Annotated in this window: 17 protein-coding genes; 13 read left to right on the forward strand and 4 right to left on the reverse strand. The window is 54.0% G+C overall.

The genetic code is table 11. From position 1 onward, the window contains the following. Positions 1–152 precede the first annotated feature (152 nt). Both rpe and V9K67_RS16555 read right to left on the reverse strand, forming a co-directional pair. Positions 153–800, reverse strand: coding sequence for a ribulose-phosphate 3-epimerase (gene rpe, locus V9K67_RS16550; RefSeq protein WP_336724255.1), 648 nt, complete (start codon positions 798–800; stop codon positions 153–155). A gap of 183 nt (positions 801–983) precedes the next feature. Next, the gene (locus V9K67_RS16555) at positions 984–1,976 is read right to left on the reverse strand and encodes a tetratricopeptide repeat protein (RefSeq protein WP_336724256.1); all 993 of its coding nucleotides are present in this window, start codon (positions 1,974–1,976) and stop codon (positions 984–986) included. Positions 1,977–2,216: 240 nt separating this feature from the next. Here V9K67_RS16555 and V9K67_RS16560 point away from each other — a divergent pair, with 240 nt between their 5' ends. Next, the gene (locus V9K67_RS16560) at positions 2,217–2,687 is read left to right on the forward strand and encodes a hypothetical protein (RefSeq protein WP_336724257.1); all 471 of its coding nucleotides are present in this window, start codon (positions 2,217–2,219) and stop codon (positions 2,685–2,687) included. A gap of 157 nt (positions 2,688–2,844) precedes the next feature. On the opposite strand, the gene V9K67_RS16565 is transcribed toward V9K67_RS16560, so the two are convergent. Both V9K67_RS16565 and V9K67_RS16570 read right to left on the reverse strand, forming a co-directional pair. Beyond that, entirely contained in the window at positions 2,845–3,345 is a 501-nt protein-coding gene (locus V9K67_RS16565; RefSeq protein ID WP_336724258.1) for a metallophosphoesterase family protein, read from the reverse strand. 442 nt (positions 3,346–3,787) lie between these two features. After that, positions 3,788–4,003, reverse strand: coding sequence for a hypothetical protein (locus V9K67_RS16570; RefSeq protein WP_336724260.1), 216 nt, complete (start codon positions 4,001–4,003; stop codon positions 3,788–3,790). Positions 4,004–4,192: 189 nt separating this feature from the next. Here V9K67_RS16570 and V9K67_RS16575 point away from each other — a divergent pair, with 189 nt between their 5' ends. The 12 genes from V9K67_RS16575 to aroQ all read left to right on the forward strand — a co-directional run bounded on the left by V9K67_RS16575 (position 4,193) and on the right by aroQ (position 13,274). Beyond that, positions 4,193–5,350, forward strand: a complete 1,158-nt coding sequence (locus V9K67_RS16575; protein WP_336724262.1) for a homogentisate 1,2-dioxygenase — start codon at positions 4,193–4,195, stop codon at positions 5,348–5,350. Positions 5,351–5,483: 133 nt separating this feature from the next. After that, positions 5,484–6,974 carry a DUF5723 family protein gene (locus V9K67_RS16580; protein WP_336724263.1) on the forward strand — a complete coding sequence of 497 codons (1,491 nt, stop codon included), beginning with the start codon at positions 5,484–5,486 and terminating at the stop codon, positions 6,972–6,974. A 100-nt stretch (positions 6,975–7,074) separates the two neighbouring features. Beyond that, entirely contained in the window at positions 7,075–7,482 is a 408-nt protein-coding gene (locus V9K67_RS16585) for a hypothetical protein (RefSeq protein ID WP_336724264.1), read from the forward strand. A 114-nt stretch (positions 7,483–7,596) separates the two neighbouring features. Further along, positions 7,597–7,815, forward strand: a complete 219-nt coding sequence (gene infA / locus V9K67_RS16590; RefSeq protein ID WP_116847803.1) for a translation initiation factor IF-1 — start codon at positions 7,597–7,599, stop codon at positions 7,813–7,815. A 22-nt stretch (positions 7,816–7,837) separates the two neighbouring features. Continuing rightward, positions 7,838–7,954: a type B 50S ribosomal protein L36 gene (ykgO, locus tag V9K67_RS16595; protein WP_072833860.1), complete on the forward strand. Its 117-nt coding sequence runs from the start codon at positions 7,838–7,840 to the stop codon at positions 7,952–7,954. Between the two features lie 53 nt (positions 7,955–8,007). Beyond that, positions 8,008–8,388 (forward strand): 30S ribosomal protein S13, encoded by a 381-nt coding sequence (gene rpsM / locus V9K67_RS16600; RefSeq protein ID WP_182861072.1) that lies wholly within the window; start codon positions 8,008–8,010, stop codon positions 8,386–8,388. Positions 8,389–8,595: 207 nt separating this feature from the next. Then, a complete protein-coding gene (rpsK, locus tag V9K67_RS16605) occupies positions 8,596–8,997 on the forward strand; it encodes a 30S ribosomal protein S11 (RefSeq protein WP_336724272.1) in 402 nt (133 codons plus the stop codon). A gap of 175 nt (positions 8,998–9,172) precedes the next feature. After that, complete coding sequence (rpsD, locus tag V9K67_RS16610; RefSeq protein ID WP_336724274.1) at positions 9,173–9,778, forward strand: 30S ribosomal protein S4; 606 nt, start codon at positions 9,173–9,175, stop codon at positions 9,776–9,778. Between the two features lie 107 nt (positions 9,779–9,885). Then, positions 9,886–10,887, forward strand: a complete 1,002-nt coding sequence (locus tag V9K67_RS16615; protein WP_336724275.1) for a DNA-directed RNA polymerase subunit alpha — start codon at positions 9,886–9,888, stop codon at positions 10,885–10,887. Positions 10,888–10,989: 102 nt separating this feature from the next. Further along, complete coding sequence (gene rplQ, locus V9K67_RS27170; RefSeq protein WP_414696779.1) at positions 10,990–11,538, forward strand: 50S ribosomal protein L17; 549 nt, start codon at positions 10,990–10,992, stop codon at positions 11,536–11,538. Positions 11,539–11,669: 131 nt separating this feature from the next. Beyond that, positions 11,670–12,764 (forward strand): glutamine-hydrolyzing carbamoyl-phosphate synthase small subunit, encoded by a 1,095-nt coding sequence (carA, locus tag V9K67_RS16625; RefSeq protein ID WP_336724276.1) that lies wholly within the window; start codon positions 11,670–11,672, stop codon positions 12,762–12,764. 90 nt (positions 12,765–12,854) lie between these two features. After that, positions 12,855–13,274, forward strand: a complete 420-nt coding sequence (aroQ, locus tag V9K67_RS16630) for a type II 3-dehydroquinate dehydratase (RefSeq protein ID WP_336724277.1) — start codon at positions 12,855–12,857, stop codon at positions 13,272–13,274.

Raw genomic sequence — 13,274 nt, forward strand, 5'->3', positions numbered from 1 at the left:
ACATTGTACTCCCTTAAAAAATTATGTTCAATTTCCTTGATTGGTAAACCCGGTGAACAGCGAAACAGAAGAACCTCTGACTCAGGAACTCAGGAACATAGGCACTCAGGAACTAACTCGTAAACCCGTAAACTTGTAAACGCGTAAATTTTCTAAAGTCCCTTCAACTGTCGGATGGTTTGTTTCGGGTCGGCGGAGGCGAAGACGGTGTTGCCGGCTACCAGCACGTCCACGCCGGCTTCTACCAGCAGGGGAGCGTTGTCCACGGTGACGCCGCCATCCACTTCAATGAGCACATTGAGCTTCTGGTCGTCGATCATGCGGCGCAGCTCGCGGATCTTGTCGTAGGAGCGGGGAATGAATTTCTGTCCGCCAAAACCCGGGTTCACACTCATGATCAGCACCATGTCCAGGTCGTGCAGGATGTCCTTCAGCAGGCCTACGGGGGTATGGGGGTTGAGGGCCACGCCGGCCTTCATGCCCAGCGCCTTGATCTGCTGGATGTTGCGGTGCAGGTGGGGGCAGGCTTCCAGGTGAACGGTCAGGATGTCGGCGCCGGCCTTTTTAAAGGCCTCGGCAAAATTGCCCGGCTCTTCGATCATCAGGTGCACGTCGCAGACCTTGTTGGTGGCTTTGCGGATGTGTTCGATCACGGGCAAGCCAAAGCTGATATTGGGGACAAAGCGACCGTCCATTACATCGAGGTGCAGCCAGTCGGCTTCACTTTCGTTCAGCATGGTGCATTCGGCTTCAAGCCGTAAAAAATTGGACGCCAGCAGGGAAGGAGCAACCAGGGCCATTTTGTTGAATTTTGGGGCGCAAGATAAGAGAAGTTCCTGAGTTCCTGGGTTCCAAAGTGCCTGAGTTGGCTGACGCCGGCAACAGGTCCGCCTGTTCACAAGATCAGCGTAACCCGGAAAAGCCGAACGCTCAACTTTTAACCTATCGGAAGCGGGCGTCAGCCAACTCAGGAACCCAGGAACTTACAACTTATCCGCCGCTTCCTTCGCTTCGGACAGCGTCTTATCGAGGCCATACGCCCGCTGGTAGTTCAGTTTGGCTTCTTCCTTGTTGCCGGTGGCCTGCTGCACCTTGCCCATCCAGAGATAGGCGTCGGCGAAGGTGGGGGAGACGGTGGCGGCCAGCTGGAAGGTTTGCAGGGCCTGGGGGTATTGTTGATGCTGGTATTGCAGGCGGCCTTTTTCCATGTAGGCGTCGATAAAGTAGTAGTCGTGCCGGATGGCCTCGTCAAAGAATTCAAGTGCCCGGCGGTCATTGCCGGTGTTGGCGAAATACACGCCTTTAAAGTAATAAGGTTCCGCATGGCGGCCGGTGGCATCCTTTTGAATGAGGGAGTCGGACAGGGCGAGCACCTTTTCATTTTTTGCCTGTGCGTACTGGAAGGCCAGGTTGAAGGCCAGTTCCGCATCGGAGGGGGCGAAGCTGTAGGCTTTTTCCAGTACGGCCAGGGCTTCTGCCGGCTGTTTCAGTTCCTGCAAAAGCGCTGCCTTCAGTTCCAGGGCATCCAGTTGGGCCCCGTATTGGGCCAGGATAGCGTTGCAGACCGCCAGTGCCTGTTGCGGCTGGTTTTTTTCCTGCAGCAGCTTTGCCTGGCTGATGCGCAGGGCAATGCTTTGCGGCAGTGTTTTGGTGGCCTGCTGCAGGAACAGCAGGGCCGAGTCGGGATTTTTAGCGGCCAGCAGCCCGCTCAGTCCGAGGCCGTATTGTTCTTCCGGCTGCAGGGCCCAGGCCTTGCGCAGGTCGGCCTCCGCCAGGGGCGCCTGCCCGTTTTTCAGCAGCAGGGCCGCCCGCCGGTAATACAGCCCGGAGTTTTGGGGTTCCTGCCGGATGCTGTCCGTCAGACTGTTGTAGGGAGGGGCTTTTAATACGGCCTCCCTATCTTCATTATTCCCGTTACACGCAGCCAGCAACACCGCCACCGGCAGGGCAAAGGAAACGTACCATCTCTTGCTCATTGCCCAAAAATAGGAAGTAGGTAGAGAAATGGGGGCAATAGATAATGGACAATAAGCAACAGGCAAGAGGCGAAAGGGTAAACGATAAACCGGGAAACCTGTAATTTTTCGAACGGGAACGCAGAACCAGTGAACAAACGAACTCGTGAACTCGTGAACTTGTGAACTCGTGAACTTCACGCAGGAACTTTGGAACTCTGGAACTTACAGAGTAGTTTTGGCTCCTTTAAATTCCCGTTTATGAATAGTGACCTTTATCAAGTTTTATTGCACCTGCACAGTGTAGGCCGTTGGATTGTCCTGCTGTTGTTGCTTTTCGGCATCTTTAACAGCCTGGTGGCCGGCTCGCGGCCCTTTATCAAGTCCGACAACCGGATCGGCCTGCTGCTGACCATCTTTGCCGACCTGATGTTTTTAATTGGCCTGGCATTGTGGGTGATGGGAGCCCGGGGGCTTAAGGCGATCCAGGGTAGCGGCATGGGCGTGGTGATGAAGGATGCGATCCTGCGGTTCTTTGCCGTGGAGCACATGGTGGGCATGCTGGTGGCCATCGTACTGATGCATATCGGCAAGGCACAGGCGAAAAAACATATTTCCGACCGGGCCAAACACCGCCGTACCGTTATCTTTTACCTGATAGCCCTGGTGATTATCCTGGCGATGATCCCCTGGCCGTTCCGTCCGGCAGGTGAAGCCAGTGGTTGGTACTAATGAAGTTCCTGGGTTTCTAAGTTCCTGAGTTCCTGAGTTGGGCGTAACTCCGGTAAGCGACTGGGTTTCTTAAAACGGGTATGCGTAAAGCATCCCGTTTTGTTTTTATATACACATCAATCTTTCAGACTCTTCAACAACTCAGGAACTCAACAACTCAGGAACTCCTTCCCCCCAGCTCGATCACTTCACAATCCCGGATTTCCTTCCCGTCGATGACAAAGCGCAGCAGGGTGCGTACGGTATGCCACCCCTGGCGGCCGGCGGCGCCGGGGTTCATGTGCAGGCAGTGGTATTTGGCGTCGTACATCACTTTTAAAATATGGGAGTGCCCGCAGAGGAACAGCTGGGTGGGCGTGGCGGCCAGCTCCGCCCGCACGCCGGGGGCGTACTTGCCGGGGTAGCCCCCGATATGGGTCATAAAGACCGAAACTTCTTCGCATTGCCAGCGCAGCTTTTCGGGATAGAGCCGCCTTAGGTCGGGGCCGTCGATGTTGCCATAAACGCCTTTCAGGGGCTTGCGGGCCGCCAGTTGCGCGGCAATGTCCGCCGTGCCGAAATCGCCGGCATGCCAGATCTCGTCGCAGGTGTCAAAATGTTTCCAGACGGCTTCGTCCAGGAAGCCGTGGGTGTCCGATATCAGTCCGATCCGGGTCATGAGGGCCAAAATGAGTTTGATGGATGAAAGCGGCAAATGTAAGGAGGGGGGGCTGGTTTTGGGCAGGAAGTGCAGAAGCGGGGCGCAAGGCCCTGTCTGCCAGCTTAAAAAGAGCTTAAATTGATGAGGTTGGAGCCTCCCTGAGTTCTATTCCCGGGTGGGTTCCAGTATATTTGAAACAGGTTTTCTTGGTTTTCTTTTTTGCGGTCCGCCTGCCTCCGAACCGGCAGGCGGCTGCAAGTTATCCGCAATCCGGCCCCCTTTTTAAGCCCAGCCATTCTCGTCCGTTTCCACATCCGTACCTGTCCGTTTCGTCCGTACCTGAAGTACCCTGGCGAAGGCCTTTGCCGTCGACGGCCTTATTGGTTTCTGCCTTAGTTCTGATAGTTGCCCCCTGAGGTTCAGGGGGCACTGTTTTTTCCGGCCATACAGCAGCAGGGCGTTATTCCTTCAGTACGAACGTGCCGCTGCCCGCGGGGGCTTCCTCGTAGGTCACTTCGAAGGAGGAAGGGAAATAGCCGGGGGGAAGCTCCGCCTGTGTAATGTCTTCAATATCCGGGTGTTCCTCAAAAACAAACTGGGTCTGCCCATGGTCCACTTCCAGGGTCTGACCATCCAAAGGCCCGCCTACGAATCTGGCTAACTTTTTTTCCGTCATAACACGCTGATTTAGTAAAGAACGTCGAGGTTGTTGTTGGTTCCTGTTACGGGGTAAAAGGAAACCTAAGTTAGGGAATATAGTTTTGTAGCACAGCAAACCGCCTGCCGGGACCACGGAAAACAATAATGGCCGTTGTCCGTTATTTTGGTGTAAGTTGGTAGTCGCTAACACCTAAATGCCTGCCTTATGCCCTATTATCATCAATTAGGGGAGGTTCCCCGCAAGCGCCATACCCAGTTCCGCAAGCCCGACGGCGGACTGTATTCCGAGCAGTTATTTTCCACCGAGGGCTTTTCCAACGATTCGTCGTTGCTGTACCACCTTTACCCGCCCACCCTGATCACCAAAACCGGGGAGCCGGTCAGCCGGGTGCCCGAGGTTGCCGAGGAAAAGATGCTGAAGCACCGCAGCTTCGAGGGTTTCAAGATCCCGCCGGCGCCGGGCTTCCTGGAAAGCCGGGTACCCGTGCTGGTGAACAACGACGTCCATATCGTGCTGGCGGCGCCGCAGCAAAGCCTGACGGACTATTTCTATAAAAATGCCGATGCCGACGAGCTGATCTTTGTTCACGAAGGCAGGGGTGTGCTGACGACCATGTACGGCGAGCTCTCCTTCGGCTATGGCGATTACCTGGTGATCCCCAGGGGCACCATCTACCAGGTGCAGTTCGAGGGGCCCCACAACCGCCTCTTCCTGGTGGAGTCGTACAGCCCCATCCGGTTCCCGAAAAAATACCTGAGCCGCAATGGCCAACTGCTCGAGCATGCGCCTTATTGCGAACGGGACATCCGGCCGCCGCAGAACCTGCGGGCCCACGACGAACGCGGCGACTTCCTGGTGCAGGTGAAAAAGAAGGGCATGCTGTATCCCATCCATTATGGCGCCCATCCCTTCGACGTGGTGGGCTGGGACGGCTGCTGTTATCCCTTTGCCTTTTCCATCCACGACTTCGAGCCCATCACCGGCCGGGTGCACCAGCCGCCGCCGGTACACCAGACCTTCGAAGGCAACAATTTCGTGGTGTGCAGCTTTGTGCCCCGGCTGTTCGACTACCACCCCCTTTCCGTGCCGGCACCCTATAACCACAGCAATATCGACAGCGACGAGCTGTTGTACTACGTCGACGGCGACTTCATGAGCCGCAAGCATGTCACCCGGGGCATGATCACCCTGCACCCGGGCGGCATCCCCCACGGCCCCCATCCCGGCGCGGTGGAGAAAAGCATCGGCGCCAAGGAAACCAAAGAGCTGGCCGTGATGGTGGATACCTTCCATCCCCTGATGATCACCCGCCAGGCCCTGGAAATCGAAAACAAGGACTACGTGATGAGCTGGGCGGAGTAGGGAACTGGAGATGAGAATATTAGGATATTGGGAATTGGGATTGGGGATGGGCTTGGAGTTGAACCATAATGGGTTATCTTTGCACGCCTTTTTGAAGGGCGATTTATTTATTAAAACCAAAATTAATGTGCTTATGAGAGGAAAGCTTCTCACCTTGTGCACCCTTATGGCCCTGTCCGGCCAGGCACAGGATTTTTCCGGCTACAGCACCGGCAACTACACCGGTGTCAACAGCGTCTTTTTTAACCCCGCCAACATCGCCGACAGCCGCTACCGCTGGGACCTGAACCTGGTTTCCCTCCATACATTTGTCGGCAACAACAAAGCTTCCTTCGGCCTCCGTAAGGGGAACAGCGCCTTTAATTCCGACAGCCTGGAAGAAAGGGTGCTGGGGAAAAATGCCGGCCCCTCCAGCGGGTTCGTCAACCTCGACCTACACGGGCCTTCCCTGATGCTGAACACCGGCCGGAAGTCGGCCATGGCGCTGACCACCCGGCTGCGGGTGACGGCCAATATGTTGAACCTGGATGGCAAGCTGGTAGCCAGCCTGAACCGCGACCAGGAAGAGCTGGAGGACCGCTACACTATCGCCTCCAATGAAAACATGCGGATCACGGTAAATGCCTGGCGCGAAACCGGCCTGAGCTATGCCCGGGTGCTGCAGGATCAGGGCAAACATTTCCTGAAAGGCGGCCTCAGCCTGAAGTACCTCGCCGGCGTGGCCAACGGCTTTGTCCAGCTGGACCGCTTTAAAGCAACGGCCGTTTGGGAAAAACAACCCAAAGATGACGTCTACCTGTCCAATACCACCGGAAGGATCGCCACGGGATTCGGGGGCATCAACCTGTCGGACCCGGAAGCCGGCGACTTTTTTCAGCGCCAGGGCAGCGGCCTGGGCATGGACCTTGGTTTGGTGTATGAATTTCGTCCCGATCACGAGCAGTATAAAAAGCCCGGAACCGACCAGTGGCGGAACGACCGGAGCAAATACAAATGGAAAGCTTCCTTCGCCCTGCTCGACATCGGCCGCATCCGCTACAAAAAGGATGTGGAACGCAGCGGCGCTTATGACATCCAGATCACGGGCAACGAACGTTTTTACCTGAGCGAAATCGATACGGTGGATGTGGACAGCTACAAGTCCTTCTTCGACGCCAAGCCCCAGTATTTTACGCCGGCAGCCTCCAACGGGGAAAGTGCGTATAATGCTGCCCTGCCCGCCACCCTGCAGGCAGCGGTCGACTACCACCTGTCCAAAGGATTTTATGCCTCCTTTGCGGGCCAGCTGCCGCTGACCGGCAAGGACAAGGTGGCCGGCAGCCGCGCGCTCACCAGCTTTACCCTGACACCCCGCTACGAGGGCCGTGGCTTTGGCTTTTACCTGCCCCTCAATTACAACAGCCTTACCCAGGTCAATGCCGGCATTTCCCTGCGGGCCGGTCCCCTGTTTATCGGTTCGGGCAGCATACTGACCACCCTGCTGGGCCAGTCGAAGGCCGCCGATTTTCATGTGGGCATCCGCGTGGGCGGACTGCAGAAAGACCTGGTGAAAAAAGAGCAGAAGGCCGCCCGGCGGGAAGAGCGCCGGAAGGAACGCCCGAAAAAACGAGCCGATAACGAGTAGGGCGGTAGGGGAGAAAAAGTGCACAACGGGGGTTCTGGAAAAAATCCCCTTCCGGAAGGGTTTCACGGTTTTTTTTTATATTCGGAAAAATTACACACATATGATCAAGATTACAGACCTGAAACCTGGAGATATTGTACATGTTTTGGACGAAGGTGTAGAAAGGGAAGGCACAGTGATGGAAATCAGCCGGGATGAGAATATGGCGTGCATTAACAACGGGGTGCAGGAATTCTGGTATGCGCCGGAAGAGATCGTACCCATTCCGCTGACCGAAAAGCAGCTGTTCCTGCTTGGTTTCGAGCGGCAGGAAACCGGCAACGGCAGCGTCAAATACCTGCGGGGACCCTTCCGGGTGCTGGTCCATGACCCCGGCAACTATACCAACCTGGAGATCTGGTACCGCGAAGACCTGCGGCAGTTTCACCACCCGCTCTACGTGCACGAACTCCAGAATCACTACCTCCAGATGACCAAAGTACACCTTGAAAAGCCGGAAGTGCACTGATATGACGCCCCATTTCCCCCTAAAATTCGGCAATTTTTAAAAAGCTGTTAAAAAAAACAGCCTTCATTTCTTTTTTCAAGCGGAATCTTATATCTTCGCGCTCCCAAAATAAGTATGTCAAAGCAGCCACTAATCAAACAGGACGGAATCATCTTAGAAGCCTTGTCGAACGCCATGTTCCGGGTGAAGCTCGAAAATGGCCATGAAATACTGGCGACTATCTCTGGAAAAATGAGGATGCACTACATACGAATTTTGCCGGGTGATAAAGTAGGTGTGGAGATGAGTCCGTATGATCTGAGCCGGGGTAGAATTATTTTCCGCTATAAATAATCAAATCTGAAATTATACTAACATGAGAGTTAGAGCATCCATAAAAAAGCGCAGCGCCGATTGCAAGATCGTGCGTCGCAAGGGAAGGTTATACGTAATTAACAAAAAGAACCCCCGCTTCAAGCAAAGACAAGGCTAAGAGTTAATCGCTCCTGGTGTATTGTTCACTTAAACTGAAAATTAAAAATAACTATGGCTCGTATTGCCGGCGTTGACTTACCCAAAAACAAAAGAGGCGAAATCGGTCTGACCTACATTTTCGGTATCGGACCCGCTACCGCCCGTTACATTCTTGACAAGCACAGCATTGATCGCAGCAAGAAGGTACACGAGTGGAATGACGATGAACTGGCCGCTATCCGCGGTACCATCACCGATGAACTGAAAGTGGAAGGTGCCCTGCGCTCCGAAGTGCAAATGAACATCAAGCGCCTGCTTGATATCGCTTGCTACCGCGGTCTGCGTCACCGTAAAGGCCTGCCCGTTCGCGGTCAGCGCACCAAGACCAACAGCCGCACTCGTAAAGGCAAACGTAAGACCGTTGCCGGTAAGAAGAAGGCGCCCAAGAAATAAGTGAATAGCTGTGAGCCTGAAGCTATGAACTGCGGAGGGATACAACACCCTGCGGAGTTCATAGCTTACTGCTTATAGCTTATTGCTGTTTCTCCCGAAGCAAAGCGAATGAATGCCGGATGCGGCGCTTCGACGCGGAGGATTCATTCAGTCTCGTCCCACCTGGGGCGGGATCATTTTCCAATTGTAAAGATTACCTGAGTAAAAATGGCAAAACAACAAGCCAGCGCTAAAGCCGCTGCCAAGAAAAGAATCGTGAAAGTTGATGCCTACGGCGATGCCCACATCGTTGCCAGCTTCAACAACATCATCATCAGCCTTACCAACAAGCAGGGCCAGGTTATTTCCTGGAGCTCCGCCGGTAAAATGGGCTTCAAAGGTTCCAAGAAAAACACTCCCTACGCCGCCCAGATGGCTTCCGCCGACGCTGCGAAAGTAGCCCTGGACGCCGGCATGCGCCGCTGCGACGTATACGTGAAAGGTCCCGGTGCCGGCCGTGAAAGCGCTATCCGCGCCCTGGCCAACAGCGGCATCGAAGTGGCCATGATCAAGGACGTTACCCCGCTGCCCCACAACGGCTGCCGTCCTCCCAAGAAGAGAAGAGTTTAATAAAACAGGTACGAGGTTAGAAGTACGAAGTTCGAAGAAAGGAGCAACAGGCCTTCTTCCTCGCTTCGTACTTCGTTCCTCGTACCTCATACTTTTTTAATTGGTTCCCGATTGATTTTTACCGCTTTTACGGATCGGGCGCCCCACTTTAAAAGGCGGAAATGAAAAGTAGACTATGGCACGTTACAATGGTCCCAAGACCAAAATCTCCCGCATTTTCGGGGAGCCCATCTTAGGAAATGGCAAGTGGCTGAGCAAAAACAGCAACCCTCCCGGTCAGCACGGCGCTACCCGCAAACGCAAAACCCTGGGTGAATACGCCCTGCAGCTGCGTGAAAAGCAAAAAGCCAAATACACGTACGGTGTACTGGAAAAACAATTCCGCAAAACCTTCGAAGAAGCTGCCCGTCGTAAAGGCGTAACCGGTGAAAACCTGATCAAGCTCCTGGAAGCCCGCCTGGACAACACCGTTTTCCGCATGGGTATCGCTCCTTCCCGCCCGGCTGCCCGCCAGCTGGTAAGCCACAAACACATCGTGGTGAACGGCGAAGTGGTGAACATTCCTTCGTTCCAACTGAAGCCCGGTGACATCGTTACCCTGAAAGAAAAGAGCAAGGACAACACCGCCATCACCAGCCAGGTGCGTGGAAAGAACCAGAAGTTCAACTGGGTTGACTGGAATGAAACTACCCTGCAGGGTACCTTCATCGCTTATCCCGAAAGAGAAAGCGTTCCGGAAAACATCAAGGAACAACTGATCGTCGAATTGTACTCTAAGTAATCATACTAAGAGCAAAAAGAGGAAAAAGAGAGAAAGAGCAATCGGTCCTCTCGTTTCCTCTTTTTCCTCTTTTCATCTCTTAGCTAAAATCGTAAATATACATACGTATGGCAATTTTAAATTTTCAGAAACCCGATAAAATCGTTCTTCAGAAAGTAACTGACTTTGAAGCTCAGTTTGAATTCCGTCCGCTGGAGCCCGGTTACGGGGTTACCATCGGTAACGCCCTGCGCCGTGTGTTGCTGAACTCGTTGGAAGGTTTTGCTATCATTGGAGTAAAGATTGAAGGCGTGGAGCATGAATTTGCTACTATCCATGGTGTTTCTGAAGATGTGGTGGAGATCCTGTTGAACCTGAAACAAGTACGGTTCAAGAAGATCGTAGACCACGATGTTCAGAATGAGCGCATCATGCTGAGCATCAAAAACAAAACCGAATTCACTGCCGGCATGATCGCCGAAGGCACCCAGTCGTTCGAGATCATGAACCCCGAGTTGCTGATCTGCACCCTGGACAATTCGGTAAAACTGGATGTGGAGCTGACCATCGGCAAAGGCCGCGGTTACGTTCCCGCCGAGGAAAACAAACCCAAGGACGCCCCCGTGGGTTATATTCCCATCGACTCGATCTACACGCCCATCAAAAACGTGAAATACAGCATCGAGAACACCCGTGTGGAACAACGCACCGACTACGAAAAGCTGGTGATGGAAGTAACCACCGACGGCACCATCCACCCCGAAGAGGCAGTGAAGCAAGCCAGCCGTATCCTGATTCAACACCTGATGATCATCACCGATGAGAACATCACTTTCGACAACAAGGAAGAGAAGAAGGAAGACATCGTGGACGAGCAAACCCTGCAGCTGCGCAAAGTGCTGAAGACCCCGCTGGAAGACCTCGACCTGTCGGTACGCGCTTTCAACTGTCTGAAAGCCGCCAAGATCAACAGCCTGAGCGAACTGGTGCAGTACGAGCAGGAAGACCTGATGAAGTTCCGGAACTTTGGTCAGAAGTCCCTGTCCGAGATCGAGCAGGTGCTGAACGAAAGAGGCCTGCACTTCGGTATGGACCTGAGCAAGCTCGGCGTCGATAAAGAAGACTATTAATTACCTTTTTTCCGTAGCGTCCGCCGCAAGGCTGCCGTTACGGAATTTTTTTAAACCCGGCGGTAATTCCTGACACGGTACCGTCGATAAATACAAACTGTCATGCGTCACGGAGACAAAATTAACAACCTGGGCCGTACAAAATCGCACAGAGATGCCCTGCTGAGCAACCTGTCCATCCAACTGATCCGCCACAAACGGATCGTAACCACCCTGGCCAAAGCCAAAGCTTTGCGCACTTACGTGGAGCCCCTGATCACCAAGAGCAAGGAAAACACCACGCACCAGCGTCGCCAGGTGTTTGCCCACCTGCAGGACAAACAGTCCATCATTGAGCTGTTTGACGTGATCAGCCCCAAAGTAGGCGGCCGTCCCGGTGGCTACACCCGCATTATCAAGCTGGGCACCCGTCCTGGCGATAACGCCGAAACAGCCCTGATCGAGCTGGTGGATTTCAACGAAATTTACGGCAAGGGCAAGGAAGAGAAAAAAGAAGGCGCCAAGAGAACCCGCCGCGGTCGCAGCAAGAAAGCTGAAGGCGCAGCCCTCGAGGCCAACGCCCAGCAGCCCGCCGGCGAAACTGCTCCTACCGCCGTTTCCGCTACCGATGCTGACGCGCAGCCCGAAGCTTCCGAGCAACAACCTTCTTAATATTTTGAGAAGCAATTTAAAAAAGGCAAAGCCCCCAAGGCTTTGCCTTTTTTATTTTTATCCACGAAGCAAAAGTTTAACGTTCGTCGAATAGCGGATTTGTTTTTCTTTGCATAATTTTTTAAGAATAAATGGAACAAAAAACCGCAATTTTAGTTTTAGAAGATGGCACTACCTGTTTTGGTAAAGCATTCGGCGCCTACGGCACCACGGGTGGTGAAATTTGCTTTAATACCGGGATGACCGGCTACCAGGAAGTTTTTACCGATCCTTCTTATTACGGACAGGTACTGATCATGAACAACGTGCACATCGGCAACTACGGCGTGGCACTGGAAGACATTGAGTCGGACAGCGTGAAGATCAAAGGTCTGATCGGTCGGAACCTGGAAGAATTGTACTCCCGTAAAAAGGCGGAAGGTTCTTTGGACGATTATCTGAAAAAGCAAAATATTGTCGCCATCGAAGGCGTGGACACCCGCGCCCTGGTAACCCATATCCGCAACAAAGGCGCCATGAACTGCATCATCTCCACCGAGATCCTGGATCCCGAAGTGCTGAAGCAGAAGCTGGCCGACGTTCCCGACATGTCGGGCCTGGAACTGGCCTCCGTGGTGAGCACCTCCCGTCCCTACGAACTGGGCGACCCCGCTTCCCCGGTACGCATCGCGGTGATGGACTACGGCGTAAAACGCAACATCCTCAACTGCATGGTCGACCGCGGCGCCTTCGTGAAGGTATTCCCGGCCAAGACCCCGCTGGAAGAAGTGAACGCGTTCAACCCCGAAGGCTACTTCATCTCCAACGGCCCCGGCGACCCGGCTTCCATGGAATATGCCGTCAGCACCATCAAGAACATCCTGAAAGAGGAGAAGCCGACCTTCGGCATCTGCCTGGGACACCAACTGCTGGCCCTGGCCAACGACATCCCGACCTTTAAGATGCACCACGGCCACCGCGGCGTGAACCACCCGGTAAAGAACCTGCTGACCGGCAAGTGCGAGATCACGACCCAGAACCACGGTTTTGGTGTGGACCCCGAGGCGGTGAAGAACTCGGATAGCATCGAGGTGACCCACGTGAACCTCAACGACCAGTCGATCGAAGGGATCCGCGTGAAAGGCAAACCGGCCTTTTCGGTACAATACCACCCCGAAAGCACCCCCGGCCCCCACGACAGCCGCTACCTGTTCGACCAGTTCATCGACATGATCAAAAACAAGTAAGACAACTGTGCTTATAAATGGATACTCCAAAAGTCCGCGCGGCTTTTGGAGTTTTTCTTTTTATTTGCCTCCCTCAAACCATTTTCAGTTATGAAGATTGCCCTTATCAACGGTCCCAACCTGAACCTGCTGGGAAAGCGGGAGCCCGGTATTTACGGAAGCCAAACCTTTGACGACTACCTGGCCGCCCTCAAAAAGCAATACCCCAACATCGAGTTCTCGTACTTCCAGAGCAACGTGGAAGGCGAGCTGATCAACGAGTTGCAGCGGGTGGGCTTCGAATACGACGGCATCATCATGAACCCGGGCGGGTACACCCACACCTCCGTGGCCATCGGCGACGCCATTGCCGCCATCATCATCCCCGTCATTGAAGTGCACATCTCCAACGTGCATGCCCGGGAAGAGTTCCGAAAGATCTCCCATGTATCGGCCAAGGCGGCCGGCAGCATCATCGGCCTCGGCATGAAAGGCTACGAGCTGGCGGTGGAATGGTTCCTTCGGAAATAA

Source organism: Huijunlia imazamoxiresistens (assembly GCF_037132455.1).
In the GTDB taxonomy this organism is placed as follows: Bacteria; Bacteroidota; Bacteroidia; order Chitinophagales; family Chitinophagaceae; genus Flavisolibacter; species Flavisolibacter imazamoxiresistens.

What these genes read in the sequence shown, in the direction of transcription:
- rpsM (WP_182861072.1), top strand. Translation starts at nt 8,008, where the DNA reads ATGGCTCGTATTGCCGGCGTTGACTTACCCAAAAACAAAAGAGGCGAA.
- V9K67_RS16565 (WP_336724258.1), bottom strand. Translation starts at nt 3,345, where the DNA reads ATGACCCGGATCGGACTGATATCGGACACCCACGGCTTCCTGGACGAA.
- ykgO (WP_072833860.1), top strand. Translation starts at nt 7,838, where the DNA reads ATGAGAGTTAGAGCATCCATAAAAAAGCGCAGCGCCGATTGCAAGATC.
- V9K67_RS16560 (WP_336724257.1), top strand. Translation starts at nt 2,217, where the DNA reads ATGAATAGTGACCTTTATCAAGTTTTATTGCACCTGCACAGTGTAGGC.
- V9K67_RS16570 (WP_336724260.1), bottom strand. Translation starts at nt 4,003, where the DNA reads ATGACGGAAAAAAAGTTAGCCAGATTCGTAGGCGGGCCTTTGGATGGT.
- rpsD (WP_336724274.1), top strand. Translation starts at nt 9,173, where the DNA reads ATGGCACGTTACAATGGTCCCAAGACCAAAATCTCCCGCATTTTCGGG.
- rpsK (WP_336724272.1), top strand. Translation starts at nt 8,596, where the DNA reads ATGGCAAAACAACAAGCCAGCGCTAAAGCCGCTGCCAAGAAAAGAATC.
- V9K67_RS16555 (WP_336724256.1), bottom strand. Translation starts at nt 1,976, where the DNA reads ATGAGCAAGAGATGGTACGTTTCCTTTGCCCTGCCGGTGGCGGTGTTG.
- infA (WP_116847803.1), top strand. Translation starts at nt 7,597, where the DNA reads ATGTCAAAGCAGCCACTAATCAAACAGGACGGAATCATCTTAGAAGCC.
- aroQ (WP_336724277.1), top strand. Translation starts at nt 12,855, where the DNA reads ATGAAGATTGCCCTTATCAACGGTCCCAACCTGAACCTGCTGGGAAAG.
- V9K67_RS16615 (WP_336724275.1), top strand. Translation starts at nt 9,886, where the DNA reads ATGGCAATTTTAAATTTTCAGAAACCCGATAAAATCGTTCTTCAGAAA.
- carA (WP_336724276.1), top strand. Translation starts at nt 11,670, where the DNA reads ATGGAACAAAAAACCGCAATTTTAGTTTTAGAAGATGGCACTACCTGT.
- V9K67_RS16580 (WP_336724263.1), top strand. Translation starts at nt 5,484, where the DNA reads ATGAGAGGAAAGCTTCTCACCTTGTGCACCCTTATGGCCCTGTCCGGC.
- rplQ (WP_414696779.1), top strand. Translation starts at nt 10,990, where the DNA reads ATGCGTCACGGAGACAAAATTAACAACCTGGGCCGTACAAAATCGCAC.
- V9K67_RS16585 (WP_336724264.1), top strand. Translation starts at nt 7,075, where the DNA reads ATGATCAAGATTACAGACCTGAAACCTGGAGATATTGTACATGTTTTG.
- V9K67_RS16575 (WP_336724262.1), top strand. Translation starts at nt 4,193, where the DNA reads ATGCCCTATTATCATCAATTAGGGGAGGTTCCCCGCAAGCGCCATACC.
- rpe (WP_336724255.1), bottom strand. Translation starts at nt 800, where the DNA reads ATGGCCCTGGTTGCTCCTTCCCTGCTGGCGTCCAATTTTTTACGGCTT.